The organism is Thermococcus alcaliphilus, assembly GCF_024054535.1.
Lineage (GTDB): Archaea > Methanobacteriota_B > Thermococci > Thermococcales > Thermococcaceae > Thermococcus_A > Thermococcus_A alcaliphilus.
On the sequence record NZ_JAMXLV010000023.1, the window covers coordinates 76,997 to 93,307 of the forward strand.

At 41.5% G+C, this 16,311-nt stretch carries 16 protein-coding genes, 1 tRNA gene and 1 pseudogene; 10 read left to right on the plus strand and 8 right to left on the minus strand.

What is annotated here, in order from left to right:
- Nucleotides 1-12: 12 nt before the first annotated feature.
- The gene (locus tag NF859_RS09060) at nucleotides 13-810 is read right to left on the minus strand and encodes a DNA integrity scanning protein DisA nucleotide-binding domain protein (RefSeq protein ID WP_252743958.1); all 798 of its coding nucleotides are present in this window, start codon (nucleotides 808-810) and stop codon (nucleotides 13-15) included.
- Between the two features lie 133 nt (nucleotides 811-943).
- On the opposite strand from NF859_RS09060, the gene NF859_RS09065 reads away from it, so the two are divergent.
- Genes NF859_RS09065 through cyaB form a run of 3 tightly spaced genes read left to right on the plus strand, consistent with a single transcriptional unit; the run spans nucleotide 944 to nucleotide 2,472 of the window.
- Complete coding sequence (locus tag NF859_RS09065) at nucleotides 944-1,477, plus strand: UbiX family flavin prenyltransferase (protein WP_252743959.1); 534 nt, start codon at nucleotides 944-946, stop codon at nucleotides 1,475-1,477.
- 1 nt (nucleotide 1,478) lies between these two features.
- Entirely contained in the window at nucleotides 1,479-1,961 is a 483-nt protein-coding gene (locus NF859_RS09070) for an Lrp/AsnC family transcriptional regulator (RefSeq protein ID WP_087036574.1), read from the plus strand.
- A 1-nt stretch (nucleotide 1,962) separates the two neighbouring features.
- On the plus strand, nucleotides 1,963-2,472 hold the full coding sequence (gene cyaB / locus NF859_RS09075; protein WP_252743960.1) for a class IV adenylate cyclase: 510 nt from the start codon (nucleotides 1,963-1,965) through the stop codon (nucleotides 2,470-2,472).
- Here the strand turns inward: cyaB and NF859_RS09080 are convergent.
- The gene (locus tag NF859_RS09080) at nucleotides 2,465-3,658 is read right to left on the minus strand and encodes a redox-regulated ATPase YchF (protein WP_252743961.1); all 1,194 of its coding nucleotides are present in this window, start codon (nucleotides 3,656-3,658) and stop codon (nucleotides 2,465-2,467) included. The genes cyaB and NF859_RS09080 overlap by 8 nt on opposite strands.
- A gap of 9 nt (nucleotides 3,659-3,667) precedes the next feature.
- Nucleotides 3,668-4,720 (minus strand): aminopeptidase, encoded by a 1,053-nt coding sequence (locus tag NF859_RS09085; protein WP_252743962.1) that lies wholly within the window; start codon nucleotides 4,718-4,720, stop codon nucleotides 3,668-3,670.
- Nucleotides 4,721-4,848: 128 nt separating this feature from the next.
- Here NF859_RS09085 and NF859_RS09090 point away from each other — a divergent pair, with 128 nt between their 5' ends.
- The 4 genes from NF859_RS09090 to NF859_RS09105 are packed head-to-tail and all read left to right on the plus strand — an operon-like array spanning nucleotide 4,849 to nucleotide 7,769.
- Nucleotides 4,849-5,079 (plus strand): LSm family protein, encoded by a 231-nt coding sequence (locus NF859_RS09090; RefSeq protein WP_004066855.1) that lies wholly within the window; start codon nucleotides 4,849-4,851, stop codon nucleotides 5,077-5,079.
- A 17-nt stretch (nucleotides 5,080-5,096) separates the two neighbouring features.
- Nucleotides 5,097-5,285, plus strand: a complete 189-nt coding sequence (locus tag NF859_RS09095; RefSeq protein ID WP_004066857.1) for a 50S ribosomal protein L37e — start codon at nucleotides 5,097-5,099, stop codon at nucleotides 5,283-5,285.
- Between the two features lie 54 nt (nucleotides 5,286-5,339).
- On the plus strand, nucleotides 5,340-6,344 hold the full coding sequence (locus NF859_RS09100) for an ABC transporter substrate-binding protein (protein WP_252743963.1): 1,005 nt from the start codon (nucleotides 5,340-5,342) through the stop codon (nucleotides 6,342-6,344).
- Between the two features lie 60 nt (nucleotides 6,345-6,404).
- On the plus strand, nucleotides 6,405-7,769 hold the full coding sequence (locus NF859_RS09105) for an MATE family efflux transporter (protein WP_252743964.1): 1,365 nt from the start codon (nucleotides 6,405-6,407) through the stop codon (nucleotides 7,767-7,769).
- Here the strand turns inward: NF859_RS09105 and NF859_RS09110 are convergent, their stop codons facing one another.
- Entirely contained in the window at nucleotides 7,770-8,906 is a 1,137-nt protein-coding gene (locus tag NF859_RS09110) for a tRNA (guanine(10)-N(2))-dimethyltransferase (protein ID WP_252743965.1), read from the minus strand.
- Between the two features lie 31 nt (nucleotides 8,907-8,937).
- A complete protein-coding gene (locus NF859_RS09115) occupies nucleotides 8,938-9,201 on the minus strand; it encodes a 50S ribosomal protein L35ae (protein ID WP_004066865.1) in 264 nt (87 codons plus the stop codon).
- Between the two features lie 124 nt (nucleotides 9,202-9,325).
- Between NF859_RS09115 and NF859_RS09120 the strand changes: the two are divergent.
- Both NF859_RS09120 and NF859_RS09125 read left to right on the plus strand, forming a co-directional pair.
- Nucleotides 9,326-10,028, plus strand: a pseudogene (locus tag NF859_RS09120) (IS6 family transposase).
- 56 nt (nucleotides 10,029-10,084) lie between these two features.
- Nucleotides 10,085-11,278, plus strand: a complete 1,194-nt coding sequence (locus tag NF859_RS09125; protein ID WP_252743966.1) for an ADP-ribosylglycohydrolase family protein — start codon at nucleotides 10,085-10,087, stop codon at nucleotides 11,276-11,278.
- 31 nt (nucleotides 11,279-11,309) lie between these two features.
- Here the strand turns inward: NF859_RS09125 and NF859_RS09130 are convergent, their stop codons facing one another.
- The 3 genes from NF859_RS09130 to NF859_RS09140 form a co-directional block, all read right to left on the minus strand.
- Nucleotides 11,310-11,939, minus strand: coding sequence for a hypothetical protein (locus NF859_RS09130; RefSeq protein WP_252743967.1), 630 nt, complete (start codon nucleotides 11,937-11,939; stop codon nucleotides 11,310-11,312).
- 24 nt (nucleotides 11,940-11,963) lie between these two features.
- A complete protein-coding gene (locus NF859_RS10720; protein WP_252743968.1) occupies nucleotides 11,964-14,969 on the minus strand; it encodes a transglutaminase-like domain-containing protein in 3,006 nt (1,001 codons plus the stop codon).
- A gap of 533 nt (nucleotides 14,970-15,502) precedes the next feature.
- Nucleotides 15,503-15,579, minus strand: a tRNA-Phe gene (locus tag NF859_RS09140).
- A gap of 144 nt (nucleotides 15,580-15,723) precedes the next feature.
- On the opposite strand from NF859_RS09140, the gene NF859_RS09145 reads away from it, so the two are divergent.
- The gene (locus NF859_RS09145) at nucleotides 15,724-16,233 is read left to right on the plus strand and encodes an Hsp20/alpha crystallin family protein (protein ID WP_252743969.1); all 510 of its coding nucleotides are present in this window, start codon (nucleotides 15,724-15,726) and stop codon (nucleotides 16,231-16,233) included.
- The last annotated feature ends 78 nt before the right edge of the window (nucleotides 16,234-16,311 follow it).

The window sequence follows — 16,311 nt, forward strand, 5'->3', positions numbered from 1 at the left end:
CTTATTCTTTATTTAATGCAGTCTTGGGTTGTACTCGAAGATTATCTTTCCATCTTTGAAAACTCGCACTATCCCACTCTCTGAGACCGTTATTGCTATCGCTTTAGTAACTTTTGAAATTCCTGCTGCTGCCAGGTGTCTACTCCCTAATCCGGAGGGAATGTTCACACTTACTTTCTTAAAATCAATATCCAAATACCTTCCTGCGCATAATACTCTACCCGACTTGCTTATAACAAAAGCTCCATCTAAAAAGGCAAATTCCTTTATGATCTCTTTACTCCCCTTATCAAAGATGTTTATCTTGTATCCCTTAAAGGGATTTGGCACCATCTGATGGGAATGCTTGATAACGTTTTGTGTATCTCCTATTACGAATATTGTCCCTATTGGCTTTCCTTCTCTGCCCTCAAGGCTAAGCTCTATGGCAAGCTCAAGAACTTCTTGGAAAATGTGTTCAATTTGGGAGAAAAACTCATCTTCGACCTCTACTGCTTTTTTAGCTTTTCTAATGCCCAACGTGGATGGGGTCACGTATATGAACGTTTCCCCCTCTTTGATTATTCCCTCAGCTATCATAAAGCTCGAAGCTAAATTTACGAGATTTTTGGTTCCCATTGAGAGGGGAAGGGGAAGGGTTTTAAGGTTATGTTGTTTGCTTGTTTCTCTCCCCACTAGAAGGATTGGTATGTTCACTTTGAGAGGCTTTTTTAGTTCTATGCCAATGACAACTAAGGCTTTAATGTCCAAGAGCCTTGTGAGCTCCAGGGCTTTTTTGAGAAGAACCTCTGCGTAGTCATTTCCCTTCATCTTCACACCTGAGTGTAAATATGGGCAACTTAACCTTATAAACATTGTTTCGAAAAGCAATGCATCCGTTATGAAATTCACACAAAGTATTTTAAGTACCTAAATGTAAAAGTACTCAAAACGGTGAAGAGTTATGAGAATTGTGGTTGCTATTACTGGGGCGAGTGGAGTTATTTATGGGATTCGATTAGTTGAGGTTCTAAAAGAGTTGGGGCATGAGGTTGTTAGCGTTGCTTCGGAGACGGCTTTGAAGGTTATAAAATATGAAGTGGGAGTTGACTTTAAGCCTGATTTCAGAGAGAATGATCTCTTTGCACCAATAGCCTCTGGTTCTTATGGGTTTGATGCCCTTGTTGTGGCTCCGTGTTCAATGAAAACACTGAGTGCTATAGCTAATGGGTATGCTGATAACCTTATTACGAGGGCTGCAGATGTTGCTCTAAAAGAACGAAGGAAGGTAGTATTGCTGATAAGAGAGACCCCTTTAAACTTGGTGCATATCCAAAACATGTTAAAGGTTACCCAAGCAGGGGCTATTGTTATGCCAGCATCTCCAGGTTATTACCATAAGCCTAAAAATTTAGACGACATCGTTAATTTTATAATTGGAAAAATTCTAGATATTCTCAGCATACCCCATAATTTGTACAGGCGATGGGGTGAGTAGGATGATATATTTGGATGATTTAGATAGAGCGATTTTAAAGGTGCTCAAGGAAGATGCTCGGGTAACAATTTCCGAGATTAGTGAGAGGCTGGGTAAGCCAGAGTCCACCATACACTTCAGAATAAAGAAGCTCATTGAGAGGGGAGTTATAGAAAAATACACGATAGTCCTAGGTGAAGTCGCAAGGCCTAAGGAGGTTGCCTTTATAGTCTTAGGAATAGAAAAACCAGTTATAGAAGAGTTCCTAGGCAGATACCTCGAGTATGTATCAAAAAACTTGGCAAATCTCCCCAATGTCCTCTTGGTGGCAAAAACTGAGGATGAGAGGATAGTGGCTCTCGTTGGAGCAGAAACAAAAAAGGAGTTGAATGAGTTCATTGAGGAAAATATAAAAAGCATACCGAGCGTACGGGAGATTGTAGTTTATCCAATAGAAGAGTTCAAGAAGGGAGAGGAAATTAAGGGATTGCTTCTAGGGATTTAGGATGGAAGTTGAAGTGAAATTCAAAGTCCTCTTCGATGAAATAAAGGAGAAGATAGAGAGACTAGGGGCTGAACTGGTTAGAGAGGAAGTTCAGGAGGATCTCTATTTTGATATTCCTCTCCCCAACCTTCTTCGCATTAGGCGTATTGTAAATACAGGTGAAGTAATCTTGGGATACAAGGAGATCAAAGACCAAAGAAACGAGGAGTTTGATGAAATAGAGGTAGAAGTGAAGGATTTTGACAAAACTAGGGAGATTTTAAAGCGTTTAGGATTTAAAGAGGATATATGGGTTAAGAAACACCGGCATGTATACAGGCTTGGCAACGTTACTTTTGAGCTAAACCGGGTCGAGGGGCTTGGGGATTTTCTGGATATAGAGGTCATAAGCGATAACGTGGAAGATGCTAAAAAGGAGATATGGAAAGTTGCGAGGAGACTTGGACTAAAGGAGGAAGATGTCGAGCCAAGGCTTTACCAGGAGCTTATAAAAGAAAAAGGATCTACCTAGCGGTGGCAACTATCTTTATGATGTCGTTGAACTGAAGCTCGTAGTCTTCTCCCACCCTTCTGTGGGTTTTGGCATTGATGGCATAAAGGAAGGTCCTTCCCAAATCGGTGTGCACTTTAAACGCAAGGTCTCTCGGCGTTGAGCCCTTCTTCATTAAGAACACATGCGGCAGAACGTTTCCAAATTGATCTGTTAGCTTGTGCTCATCCTCCACGGGATAAACTGGAATTAGCTGAAGGAGCTCAAAAACTGCTCTGTTTATCACCTCTTGAACTCCTGTTGAGCCAAATCTGTTGAGCACTTTTTCTCTAATTAGCTCCAACCCGTGCTTTTGCTTTTCGTTCAAAGGCTTTAAGACCTTGAAATCCCCCGATCCTGGAATGTAGTCAATGTAGCCTGCTTTAGCAGCTTTTCTGAGTGTTAGCTCGGCAGCGGCTGATGTCGGCACTACGATGTATCCCCTTTTCTCACCTTCTCTTATTAATCGCTTTATCTGCTCATCATCGGCAGCGTCGGCTTTGTTTGCGGCTATGATTATGGGCTTGTTTATCTTCCTGAGCTCTCGCACAAAGTTAAACAACTCCTCATCGCTCCATTTCGTTGGATCATCGCTTAAATTTACCCTGTGCATAGCATCGAGTACGTCATCTTCGCTAACCCCAATTCCAGTAAGCTGCTCAGCTATTGCCTTAGAAAGCTTTAAACCCTGCATTTTTATTCTCTTGGCGAACTTCTCCCAGTTTTTTCTTAGAATTCCATATATCCAGTAGTCTATTTCTTTCTCCAAAAATTCTATATCCTCGACGGGATCATGGTAATCAGTTGGTTGTCCTTCGGCATCGGTTTTTCCAGTTGCATCAACCACATGTATTAAAGCGGATGCCATCCTTAAGTCGTCTAAGAACTTGTTCCCCAAACCCCTTCCTTCATGAGCTCCGGGCACTAATCCAGCAACGTCTATCATCTTTATTGGAATTAGGGCAATTCCGTCTTTGTACTGGTAGTTCTGTGGATTTGGGGTGCAGTTGAGCTCTTTGCATGGATGCTCCGCGGTTGCGTAGCTAACTCCTATGTTGGCTTCTATTGTTGTGAAAGGATAATTCGCTATTTGCACATCTACAAGCGTGGCAGCGGCGAAAAACGTGGACTTCCCCACGTTTGGTTTTCCTACAACCCCAATTTCCATGCTATCACCTCAGAGTATTGTGAATTCTCCCTTTTTCATAATGATCTCTCCGTCAACCTCTACACTTGGATACCAAACCAGACAGTCGTAATGGTTCAAAGCTGGAGCATCGTTGTCGTAATTTGCTCCTATGGCTATGTGTATTGTCTTTCTGATCTTCTCATCTTCTAGAAGCTTCCCCGACATCTGGGCTTTGGGGTTAAGACCTATACCGAGTTCCCCAAGATGCCAGGCGTTTTTTGCGTATTCCTCCTTTCCCATTTCAAGCGCCATTTTTTCGGCTTTTCTTATTGCCTCCTCAAGCTTCCTTGCATCTTCTCCTCCTTCAATCTTTGTGACAAAGCCGTTCTTAACATAAACCTTAACCGGCTCTTTTGGAATAATGCTCTCTCCTCCAAGGCTTAAGGTGCCATCGAAAACAATTACACCCTCACTTTTGCCAACTGCCGGAGAGATAAAAACTTCCCCTGCGGGAAGATTTCCGCCTTTTCCGGGCTTTCTAAAGTCTCCATCGTCTTTTAGTGGCCTTCTGCCTTCAATGTTTATCCACAGGTCTGTTCCCTTTTCGCTTGTTATGTGAACCTCTTTCCCTCTTTTCAGAACCTCAGCCAGTATCTCCGCCTCTTCCCTAAGTTTTTCATAATCTATTGGAACACTGCGGAGGTACATTTCCTTAGTTATCCCGGGACTCCAGAAGGCTCTTATCCTTTTGTCTCCCCTCAGCAGTTTCTCAAAAATATGGGTGTATTTTTTATTGTCCCTTCCGATATATCCAATATTAATACCGTAAGGATCTTTTCCAAGCTTTTTTTCACTTATGGATACCACAATATCCGGCTCTGATTTTATGGCCTCTATAACGGCTCTCTCTGCATAGTCTAGAGTTCCTTTTGGGCTCTGCACTATTATTGCTGGCTTTGCCTCGAACTCCCTGGCAGCTTCAAAGAGGCTCAAAGATATTTCAAGAGGCTCTCCAGGGTTGGTTATTATTAAAATTTCTTCTCCCTTTTCAACTCCTAAGACCTGCTCCATGACCGTTCTTGATACATCGATTAGCTTCATTTTTTCACCCTCACTCTCTTTTGCTTCTCCCCTTAATTAGACTTATGCTCAAGAAGGGAAAGAGTTATAAAGCAAGCTTCCCGTTATCACTGTGAACTCTATCTTTGATTATTTAGGAGGGAAGAAAAATGGCGGAAAGACCACTCGATGTTATACACAAGTCACTTGATAAGGAAGTTTTGGTGATCCTCAAGAGAGGAGCCGAGTTTAGAGGAAGACTCATCGGTTATGATATCCACCTGAACGTTGTTCTGGCTGATGCCCAGCTTATTGAAGATGGTGAGCCAAAGAAGAATTATGGCAAGATCGTTATTAGAGGGGACAATGTGTTGGCTATCTCCCCGGTTGAGATAGAATGAGCGAGAGGTGAGGCTTCGTGGGAAGTGGAACAGCTCCTCATGGAAAAAGAAACAGAACTCCCACTCACATAAAGTGCAGAAGATGCGGGAGAAAAGCCTTCAACGTTAGAAAAGGCTACTGTGCAGCTTGCGGTTTTGGAAGAAGCAGGCGACTAAGGAAATACAGCTGGAGTCACAAGTGGAAGAAGGCAAAGAACGTCCTCTGATTTTCTTTCTTTTTGGAGATAAATTATAAAAGTACTGCATTCTTATCCTTTCTCATGAGTGCTAAAGATGATATTTTGGAGTATCTTAGGGAAAAATCCCATGAAGGGGCACTTCAAAGTGAACTCTACGAACTCGGTTACTCCAGATCCACAATAGCCGAGGCCATTGAGAGCTTGGAATCTGAAAAAATGATTGTAAGAAGAGAGATAGGAAAAAAAGCCTATAGGATATGGCTTGTTGAAGAAGCACCATTTCCTATTAAGGGACTTCTCAGGCTTGGGGTGTTAAAGGCCGCTGAGTATCCCCATGCCCTTTTGACAGCCAAAGATCTCGAAAAAAAGCACGATGTTAGGGTAATCGTTTACAGCAGCGCCTTGGAGCTTACGAATGCTTTAGCATTGGGCAAAGTTGATCTGGCATGTTCCCCACTAGTGACCCAAGTACTTTTTGGACTTTTGACCAAGAGTTTGAAAATCGCTGCAGGCTGTGGTTTCGGAGGAAGCGGGCTTGTGGTTAGGAAAGAACTCAAAGAGGGGATAACCATAGGCTCGTCCGAGCTATCCACGATGGAAACGATGCTGAAGCTCTTTCTGGAAAAGCACGATCTCATTGGCAAGGTGAACGTGGTCTACTTCAAGAAGCCGGAGGAGATTATGAAATCATTTCTGGAAGGGGAGATCGATGGTCTGAGCATATGGGAGCCCTATCTGAGCAAGCTGGAGAAGAAAGGGTTTAAGGTGTATAGGTACACGGAAAAATTTGGGTTATTCCCCTGCTGTACTTTGGGGGTAAATCGAGAGTTTCTAAAAACTAACGGGGAGATCTTCAAAGAATTTATGGAATTGTACAAGGAGAACACCGAAAGGTTAGAAGAAAGGAAGGAAGAAGCTTTGGAGATAATGGTTAGCCTCTTTGGATTTGGCAAAGAAGAAGCAAAAGCGGGGCTAAAAGGATTTGTTTTTAATTACAGATTGAGCGAAGAGCAGATAGAAGCAGCCCTGGAGCGTTTTGGTCTTAAGGTCTTCAACCTTGATTCCCTTCTAGCAAAAGATTTTTAACCCCCTATGCTTCTTTTTATTCTGTCTCTAACCGTTAAGACAACAATCTAAGTGAGCACCATGGACGGCGAACTAAGAAAAAAGCTATGGGCACTAGCATGGCCTGCTATCCTCGCTAATATAGGTCAAACACTGGTAAACCTAGTGGATATGATAATGGTAGGACAGCTCGGCTCTTTGGCCATAGCAAGCGTTGGCCTTGGAGGACAGTTTTCTTGGTTTATGATGCCACTCATGTTTGCAATCTCTACTGGAACTCTTGCACTGGTTGCCAGATTTGTTGGGGCTAAGGACATTGAGACCGCTGAGAAGGTGCTTGAGCAGAGCATATATCTGGCATTTATAATGAGCATTCCGGTGATGCTGTTCGGTCTTTTCTTTGGAGATGATGCGTTGAGAATAATGGGTGCGAGTGAAGAGGTTGTGAGACTTGGGTACTCGTACATACGTGTCTTCTTTCTGTTTTATCCTGTAAATTTTATGGCATTTGCTGCTTTTAGTGCCCTTAGAGGTGCTGGAGATACAAAAACCCCAATGAAGCTGAGCCTCCTGACCAACGGGGCAAACGTTTTCTTAAACTACGGTTTAATATTCGGGCATTTTGGTCTTCCAAGACTTGAGGTCGTTGGAGCGGCGTTAGCTTCAGGCTTGTCAATTCTCATTGCCTTTATAGTGGGGTTGGTTCTCTTTCTAAAGGGTTCTCTCGTTTTAAAGTTTAGACCATCGTTTAAACCTGAATTCGAAACCATAAAGAGAATCTTAAGAATAGGGATCCCTGCAACCATTGAGAGAATTATATTCAGCTTTTACAACTTCCTCTACATTAGTATAGTCACGCGTTTTGGTACCATAGCACTAGCAGCCCATCAAGTTGGACTTAGGGTGGAGAGCATTGCTTATATGCCAGCTTTTGGGTTTAACGTTGCTGCATCGGCTTTGGTTGGCCAGAGCCTTGGAGAAGGAAATCCAGAAAAGGCTGAAAAAGTAGTCTATGAGGCATTAAAAATGGTCTCTGTGTTTATGGGGGTCATGGCGATAATTTTGGTGGTCTTTCCCAAATACCTTGTCATGCCGTTTGTCACAAAGAGCGACCCGAACTATGCTGAAGTTCTTAGGCTCGCAAGCATTTATCTCATAATAGTGGGAATAAGTGAGATTCCCCTTGGATGGACTTTCGTCCTCAGCGGTGCCCTAAGAGGTGCTGGAGACACGAAGAGCCCGATGTACGTAACGGCAATAAGCAAGCTCTTGTTTAGAATAATACCCTCCTACATTCTAGGTTTTGGAGTCTCCTTCTGGATAATCCACATTAGGGGGATGGGTGTTATTGCGGCATGGCTTGCGATGACCTTAGAGACGTTCACAACAGCGCTCTTCTTCTGGTGGATATTCAAGAGAGGAAAATGGAAGTACATAAAGGTTTAGCTACTGAAGGGCTTTTAATGCCTCCAGAACCTCTTCAAAAGGAGCGTCGGTTTTTATTGCCGTGGGAGAAAAGTGCGTTCTACTAACCCTATATCCCTTTTCTTGGAGCATAGCTGCTATATCTGAAAGCTTTCTCACCTCAAGGGAGTTTCTCCTTGCCAGAGCGTGGATATCGTAGAAAAAGGGCACATCGAGCTCTTCAACAACAACGTTCAAAAATTTGGAGACTTTCTTTTTCTCAGCCAGTTCGCCTTTATCCTCGGCGTTCATCTTTTCCACGATTTTCTGGTTCTTAAGGGGGCCAAGCCACAGCGGTCCGAAGGCATCCGGTTTACTTGGCAGAAAAGCCCTCTCAACTTCAAACTTTCCCGTCTTTGTATCGAAGTAGAGATATCCAAGGTTTTTGAGGGCTTTATCTCCTTCCTTTGCACCATCTTTTAGCCTTAAGAACGCTCTGAAGTAGTGGTCTTTATAATAGGCAAAGAGAACTTCAATGCCAAGATCGTATTTTGCCGTATACCTGACAACAGTCCCAATTAGAATCCTCAAACCGCTTTCGTGGCATAATTCTCCCCTTACTGGCTTTGCATTATACTTTCGCAGACATGCCTTTGGATGAGCTCCGCAAAGGGGAGCTGTGTCTGTTGCCGTCAGTGCAAGGACCCCTTTTCTCTTTACACTCCTAAGGGAAGAATCTAGGAACTCCATTGGAGAGCCAAAAGGATCGAGGTCAAGGAAGTCGAAGTACCTGAACTTTTCGGCCATTAAAAGGTTTGCATCTTTGTTTGTGGCTATTAACGTTTTTTTGTCCCTTAAAGTTGCGGATCTCTCATTAATCTCTAGTTCTCCTTCAAAATTGAGCTTTAAATTCTCAATTATCAGCTTAAACGCCTCGGGATTTATATCGTTGAGCCAGATTTCATCCGCTTCGGTTTCCAAGGCGTATCTTATTCCCCTAATACCGGTGGCGGATAAAGCTTCCAAAACCCTCTCTGCTTTTACAACCTTTAGGAGAAGAACACTCAAGTCTCTGTTAAGTGCCATGACTGGATTATAAAATACGGGAGCGTCGTAAATACGCTCTGCTTTAGGCACAAGAATCTCAGCCTTTCCTTCCTTAATTTTGGTAAGCTCCATTAAGTTGCCTCCAAAAAAGAGGAAAGAGGGTTCACTTTATTTCAACATAATCTCCTAGGGCTTGGCCGGGCAAAGGTCTCTCGAACCTTACCTTTACTTCCCCTCTTGTGCCGTGGGTTCTTGTAATCTTGCCAACAAGGAGCTTTCCGCTTGGGCTCTTCCATATTACCTTCTTCCCTATTAGCCCTGATGCCTGCTCTCTGCTGTCAATTCCGATAGGTTTGATAATCATGTGGTTGTTGTGCTGGTTCTCTTTACTTCTCATGTAGCTCAATACGATGCCCTTCATTATCATCACCGGAACTCACTATGGAATGAGACTTTTAAATTTTTATGTTTCCGCCCAGGATACTGTTAGGATAAGCTGTGGGGTGTCAGGTTTAAGTTACTGGCAGTACTTCAGAAAAAGAAGGGGGAACATGAAGTCTGAAACCATTATTTACTGGATGGTTTCAGTCTTAAAACCTTTTCGCCGAAACAGAATCCCACCAGAAAAGAAAATCAGGGCAATAAACCTGTACCTACACGGCCTAAGCTACAGACAAACCGCCAGAATCCTCGGAATCAGCCACACAACCGTCTGGGAAGCCGTTCAGAAAATAGCAGAAGCGGTTTACCACCCAAAAATCCTCGCAGTCAAAAAAACAGCGAAACTTCATCGCAGTTGACGAAACAGTAATAAAAATCAACGGGAGGAAAAGATTCCTCTGGGCGGCGATTGACGTTGAGAGCAAGGAGGTTTTGGCAGTCTGGATTACGACTGTTAGAAACTGGTGGGTTGCCAGGGATTTCATTCTGGTTGTTTTAAAGTCCTGTGAAGGGCAGCCTGTCTTTCTGGTTGACAGGGCGAGCTGGTATAAGTCTGCTTTTAAGAGTCTGGGGTTGGGTTATCTGCATGTGACTTTCGGGCCGAGGAATAGTGTTGAGCGCTGGTTTAGGACTGTTAAGGAAAGAACAAAGCGTTTCTGGAATAATTTCAGGAGTGAGGACTGGAGGAGGGTTCATAGGTTTGTTTTTCTGTTTGCCTTCTGGTATAATTTTGTCAGAATTCATTCTAGGTTTGGTAGGCCTCCGGGTGATGTTACTGAATGGCTTCAGGAGGTGATGCCCCAATTATCCTAACAGTATCCAAAATCATTTATAAAAACACAGTTTATTATGTTTTAGGTGAAGTTTGAATGTCAAGAAATCTTTATGACTTAGAAAAACTGCTGAATGAGTGTAAAACCAACTCGTGCATAATGAACATTCTATTTGATGCCGGACTGCTTAAAATAGAGCAGTCTAAATTCTTTTATAAAGATCCCGATCCGATCGAGCCTGTTTATTTAAAAAAAGTCGAAGGAATGCTAATTGGAACCGCAATTGGAGATGCACTCGGATCCTCTGTCGAAGGCACGATCCCTAGAAATAGAATAGCAGAATTAAAAGGATATCCCCCACGAGCGCACATTACGGATGACACCCAGTTAACGTTCTGGACTCTTGAAGTATTTTTAAAGCATAATTGGTTAAATCCAAAAGCCTTAGCCGATCGCTATACAAAAGAGAGGATAATCGGGATAGGAAGAACTGTTAAATATTTCATCAAGAACTACAAAGACCTTAAAGTCCCTTGGTATCTGGCAGGTGGGAAAAGCGCCGGAAACGGTGCTCTTATGAAGCTCTCTCCTGTCGTCATTCCTCACTTACTAGAACCCTCTAAAGAATTATGGAGCGATGCAGTGATTACGACATATCTAATATACCAAGATAAGCTCGCAATTTCATCTGCAGTTGCATTCACTAACTTGTTATGGAAGCTTATGAAAATTAACCGACCACCAGAACCAGAATGGTGGCTAGAAGAGTATGTGAGAGTAGCTAGGGAACTAGAGGGGGATAATTCCCTATACAAGCCACGTAGTGGAAGGATTACCTATACAGGTTCCGCTTGGTATTTTATTGAGAAGATTTTAACAAAGGCTTTAAATGAAGGGTGGAGTCTGTATGATTTAAATAAAACAGTTGGATCTGGCGCTTATTTGTTGGAAACAATTCCTATGGTGTTATATACTCTAATGTGCTATAGTGAAAATCCGTTTGAAGCTCTTGTAAACGCTGTAACTTATAGTAAGGACAGTGACACAATTGGAGCGATAGTTGGTTACTTGCTAGGAGCACTTTATGGTGTGAGAGCATTTCCAAGGCATTTGCTAGAGCCGGCTATTAAAGGAGAACTATTGCCAACTACTTTTTTGGAATTAGTTCGGAAAACGGAGGATTATTTGCTCGCAAAAGAAAAGGAAGTATATGGCTCAAATGCAATTGTGACTACTGAAGATACTGTAGTATACCGACCACAAAAGTCCTTTCTAAAAACTCTCTTCTAAAGAGCCACTAAGTTTCTGCTATTTTCAAGGTTTACCATGTTTTGTATACATAACCCACTTTTAAGCTATTTCCGTACACTATTAGTGAGACTGAGGATATCAAAGTTAGAAACCATCCATAACTCATTTTGAGGGTATATACCCCTTCCATAAAGCCAATTTTTCCTAAAGGCACTCCAGTAATAATCGCAAATACTGGATAATCATATCCTATTATTTTTAACGTGTTATAAACTCCATACAAGTAGTACAAGCTCGTTAGGACGCCTAAAATTCCAAGTCCAATCAATATCTTTCTAGTCTTCCTCTTTTCGTACGGCTTGGTGAATCCTAAAATTAATCCAGTTAAAGCTAAAATAGCCGGGAGCATCGATAAGTAGAACACATTCGTTCCATAATTAAGTACAAATGCTCTTATAAATTGTTCCATGTTATCAGAGGGAACTTTCTTTCCTGAAAATCTTATTATGAGTTCTGAGAACGAGTAGCTTTCCCTCCAGCTACCTTCTATTGTATTTAGACTGTAAACCACTTTGTGAGTGTATATGTCGGTAGTTAGCAATCCTCCAGTGACCCTATCGATTATTGTTGACCAAGGCATCATGACTATGGAAAGGAGTAGTAACCCACACAAAACTACCTGTCCAGTTCTATACCTCATTTCAATCACCCTCCAGCAGTTTGCTTATTTTTTGGCGAGATTTAGTATTATTTTTAGTGAATCCCCTTCCTGCTCTAATTTGACCCAAAATCTGTTGAACCTCTGCAAATCATATTTAAGCCTTAAATCGTCGGTAAAGGATGTAAATAAGTATTCTACAAATTGCTCATGGAATACTGGATTGTAGAAATCTGCATAATGAGGAAACTCCATTCTCCAAGTTACCCCGTCAGAGTATCCTACAGGCAAATATGATCTTTTATCAAGATTGGCAATATTGGTATCAAGAATCAAATTGTGGTAATGTTCCTTAAACATCCGTTTTAAATCTTCGGATATCTTGGTTATATCTACAAAGCTAAATTTGTAATCCCTTTGTTTAAAGTCCTCCGCTGAAAGAGTTTCAACTTTCTCAACTAAAACACCACTCCTATCCTTTTTGACCTCATAAATCGTGGCATTTGAAATGAACAACCTCTCGCCGAGAGTTTCCTGCCTATAAGTTGACAAATCGGTATAGTATGTCCCCAAATCCATTACTGGTGGGTGTTGGTCTAAAATAAAGTATTCTCCGTTGATTTTTATTGCAGTGGCTGTATGTCCTGTCTCAGAGTTTTCAAAGTTTATATCAAACACGTAAACTGGAGAATAACCCATTTCTAATAAGAGTGCAGTAGTTAAGATTGTATAATCACTGCAGACGCCTTTTCCCCTTTGAATAGTTTCATACGGAGTCTGGATCTCCGTGCCTTCCCCTCCAGTGACTTCCTTTATTCTCCCATCTGGATATTTCCATATTATAGGAGCTGGGAGGGAAGCCTTGTAATAGTCATATTCTATGTTTTTGTCAAGCCATTCTAGGATATTCCACGCGCTTTCCTGTATGGTCTCTCCCTTCAATTGATTGGCTAGGTTGGAGATTCTTGAAAGCTCTTCTTCAGTTAGAGCACATTTTAGAGCATCTTCAAAAATATACCTCCAATAACCATTAGAACAGTAAGATTCAGAAGTTATTGGGAGTGTTTGTGTATATGTCTGAGTTGGTATGTATGTTTGTGTTAAGGTGCTTGTGTAGGGAGTTTGGGAAAGTTCAAACACTTTTACATCGTCATAATATACTTTAACTCCTGCATGGTCGGAAATAAGAACTATTGCATTTATATTCTCAACATCGGGAGAATATGCTGTTACGTCTTTAGCAATAAGTTTTCCATTAAGGTACACTGAGAAAGTCTTAGTACTCCTATCTAAAATTACCTTAAGGTGATACCACGTTTTAGGCATCCACTTGGCAACAGGTGTGGAACCAACGATGACTTTTCCATTTGATTGGAAGTAAACTCCTGCATAGTACCTCCCCCAAGCGTCTAGTTCCTTATTCCAGAATAACACTCTTGCAACCATTTTTTGGTCATGTGTACCATACTCCTCGATGTAAATCTTAGTTTCAAAGCCTATAACCTCTGAAGAGGAGTAAAACATGCGTTCTGCAACTGCAGACCACCCTGATATACCCCATAGCTGGAGTGATTTGTCTCCAGAGAAGGAAACTGTATTGGTCACTATTTGATACTCTCTTCCCTTGCCGGACCAGACGAGTCTCCATTTATCACCAGAGGGGAATTCACCAATAGGGTATTTTTCAAAATCCTCCAAAAATAATGTATTTTCCGTTGGAATGTATGTAGGAGGAGTGCTTGTAGCTGTAGTTTGAGTATAACTACCAATGTTATCAAAACTTCCTTGCGAGTACAAATAGCCAACCAATATCAATAATAGTATTACAACCCCTACGGCTATATACTTCCCTTTGGACTTCTGTTTTTTCCTACCTGGCTTTTCTTGTCTCTTATTTGCTTGCCTGGAGAGCTTTGTAATATCCTCATTTATCTTTTGTTTTTCGTCTTTTTTAGGCAACGGTTCTCCTCTCTCGACAGCTGAATGTTTTATATTTGGGGATCTTATGGAAGGTGTGCTCTTCGGAGTAGAAGTGCTCCCCAGGTATAGATCTTCTGGTATTATAATCCACCGCTCCCCATCTCTAATCTCAAATCTAATTGATGGTGAACGTGGGATTACTTTTTTGATTGTTGACGTCTCTATGTAGATCTCTTTGGGAGTGACATAAACACTACCCCAATCCTTAAGTCGCTTTTTGACATTTATAATCACATTGTCGTACCGAGTATAATTTTTAGGAAACCATGTTCCTGAAACTCTAATTTCTTTAGGGGAGCTGGATTTCCCTATACCATATAAGCTTGTATTTTTCCAATCATATTCCTGCCAGAACTTTTGAGTGTAAGGGTAACAGGGATGACCATCTTCTCTGTGCCACTCCTTGTCCAAGAAGTCTCTCAAATCTTTATGATTAATCCACAACTCTTGATATTTCTGAAATGTTAATACCAAAGAAGGTCTAATATGCTTTTCACAAAACCATTCTCCACAATATGGACATTGATAAAGCTTTTTCTTACTCTTATCTCCATCATAAACAGCACACCTAGAGCAAACACCAAAATCTAGGGACTCCTCTTCTTTTAACTTACCTGGTTTTGTTTGACTTTTTGGCATTTCTTGAGGCTTTTCCATTTGAAGAGGTTTACTCTTTTCTACGTCGAACATAAAATTTGAGAATACCTCTACTTTTCCGGTTAAATACTTCTCAATTTTTTGTCCAAGGAGGATAAAGTTGGTTTTTATCTCTTCAGCTATGGGGAGCATCTCTCTTTGGTTATAGAGTCGGGTGTATACATATTTTATAGCTCGCATATAATCGTATAGAATTTCTTCTGATACTTCGGATAAGTTCTTGTTATAGTACTTGTGCCACAATTCGTTTCTCCAGTCTTCCAAAAACTTCGCCATTACTTCGGGAGTAGTGTACTCCTTAACGTCAAGGCTCCAGTCCTTATAATGTACAACAGAATTATCATGGAGTGTTGCTATTATGGAATTCAAAATAGGGTTGATGATTCTGGTAATGAGGTAGTGGAGGTCTTTAGAAGGTTGGGGTGGATTTTCCACAGTTTCCACCTATTATAGAAAAATATCTATGTCGACGTATATTAAGTTTTTGGGAACTGATGACGAAATTTTCGAAAGAAGTTTGTGATTTTTGCGTAAGTTTTGATTAGTTAGATCCGATGATTGATCCAGCTTCTAGGTTCAAATGCAATGCAAGTTCCAAAAAGTTGATTATTGAAAGATTAAATATAATTTGGTGATTCCTGTGGATGTGAGGTCGACTTCTGGAGGAGTTTTGTTAAGGTTAACGTATAACCTTAGGCTCTCTTATTGCTGGTGAGAGTTAAAAATCATTTTTTCACCATTCTACTCGGTGATTCACCGTTATAGTGAAAACTTCATCCGGTGATTAATCATAATTTTCACCCTTTTAACCACTGTTTAATTGAGATATGATCACGTGTCGGCACTTGTGATCACAGAGTGAAATGGTGAAATTACTAATTCGTTCAGGCTGAAGTGTGGTAGAACTGAGTGGCAAAAATCAAGTTTGAATAAGTTTTCGGCTGTTTAAACTGTCAGAAACGAAGAAGTGGTGGGGCGAGGGGGATTTGAACCCCCGACACCCGGATCTTCAGTCCGGCGCTCTCCCAGGCTGAGCTACCGCCCCGCACTCAAACTATAGAAGGTTAAACCCGCTTTATAAATCTTGCGGTGAGGTTAATCTTACCCTTTTATACTAAAATCGAAAAGTTTATAAAGGATTATCATTTTAATAACTATTGGTAACCAAAAGTGGTGGGAGGTGAGGGAAATGGCAAGAAGATGGTGGAGAAGAGACATATGGGACCCCTTTGACATAATGAGAGAGATTCAGGAAGAGATCGATGAGATATTCAATGAATTCTTCAGGGGTCCCAGACTCTGGAGCTACAGAAGATTCGGCGAGCCAAGGGAAGAGTTTGAAATGAAAAGCGAGGGCGTATGGAGAGAGCCATTCGTTGACATCTTTGACACCGGTGAAGAGTTCGTTATTACCGCTGAGCTTCCAGGAGTCAGAAAAGAGGACATCAAAGTAAGGGTAACCAGTGATACAATCTACATCGAAGCCCAGGTCAAGAGAGAACAAGAACTTGAGAGAGAGGGCGCAGTAAGGATAGAGAGATACTACAGCGGCTACAGAAGGGTTATCAGATTGCCAGAGGAAGTCATCCCAGAGAAGGCAAAGGCCAAGTACAACAATGGTGTCCTTGAGATAAGGGTTCCCAAGAAGCACCCGACAAAGAAGGAAGAAAAAGAAGGATTTGAGGTTAAGATTGAGTGATCTCTTTCGTTATTTTTTGAATTTTTGCTTAAATAAGTGATATCACGATCATCTGCTAAAAATATGGAGGTGGTGTAA

Bases quoted from the DNA above. Each gene is read 5' to 3' on its own strand.
- NF859_RS09060 (WP_252743958.1), bottom strand. From the start codon at position 810: ATGAAGGGAAATGACTACGCAGAGGTTCTTCTCAAAAAAGCCCTGGAG.
- cyaB (WP_252743960.1), top strand. From the start codon at position 1,963: ATGGAAGTTGAAGTGAAATTCAAAGTCCTCTTCGATGAAATAAAGGAG.
- NF859_RS09100 (WP_252743963.1), top strand. From the start codon at position 5,340: ATGAGTGCTAAAGATGATATTTTGGAGTATCTTAGGGAAAAATCCCAT.
- NF859_RS09145 (WP_252743969.1), top strand. From the start codon at position 15,724: ATGGCAAGAAGATGGTGGAGAAGAGACATATGGGACCCCTTTGACATA.
- NF859_RS09070 (WP_087036574.1), top strand. From the start codon at position 1,479: ATGATATATTTGGATGATTTAGATAGAGCGATTTTAAAGGTGCTCAAG.
- NF859_RS09115 (WP_004066865.1), bottom strand. From the start codon at position 9,201: ATGATAATGAAGGGCATCGTATTGAGCTACATGAGAAGTAAAGAGAAC.
- NF859_RS09065 (WP_252743959.1), top strand. From the start codon at position 944: ATGAGAATTGTGGTTGCTATTACTGGGGCGAGTGGAGTTATTTATGGG.
- NF859_RS09125 (WP_252743966.1), top strand. From the start codon at position 10,085: ATGTCAAGAAATCTTTATGACTTAGAAAAACTGCTGAATGAGTGTAAA.
- NF859_RS09080 (WP_252743961.1), bottom strand. From the start codon at position 3,658: ATGGAAATTGGGGTTGTAGGAAAACCAAACGTGGGGAAGTCCACGTTT.
- NF859_RS09085 (WP_252743962.1), bottom strand. From the start codon at position 4,720: ATGAAGCTAATCGATGTATCAAGAACGGTCATGGAGCAGGTCTTAGGA.
- NF859_RS09130 (WP_252743967.1), bottom strand. From the start codon at position 11,939: ATGAGGTATAGAACTGGACAGGTAGTTTTGTGTGGGTTACTACTCCTT.
- NF859_RS09090 (WP_004066855.1), top strand. From the start codon at position 4,849: ATGGCGGAAAGACCACTCGATGTTATACACAAGTCACTTGATAAGGAA.
- NF859_RS09105 (WP_252743964.1), top strand. From the start codon at position 6,405: ATGGACGGCGAACTAAGAAAAAAGCTATGGGCACTAGCATGGCCTGCT.
- NF859_RS09110 (WP_252743965.1), bottom strand. From the start codon at position 8,906: ATGGAGCTTACCAAAATTAAGGAAGGAAAGGCTGAGATTCTTGTGCCT.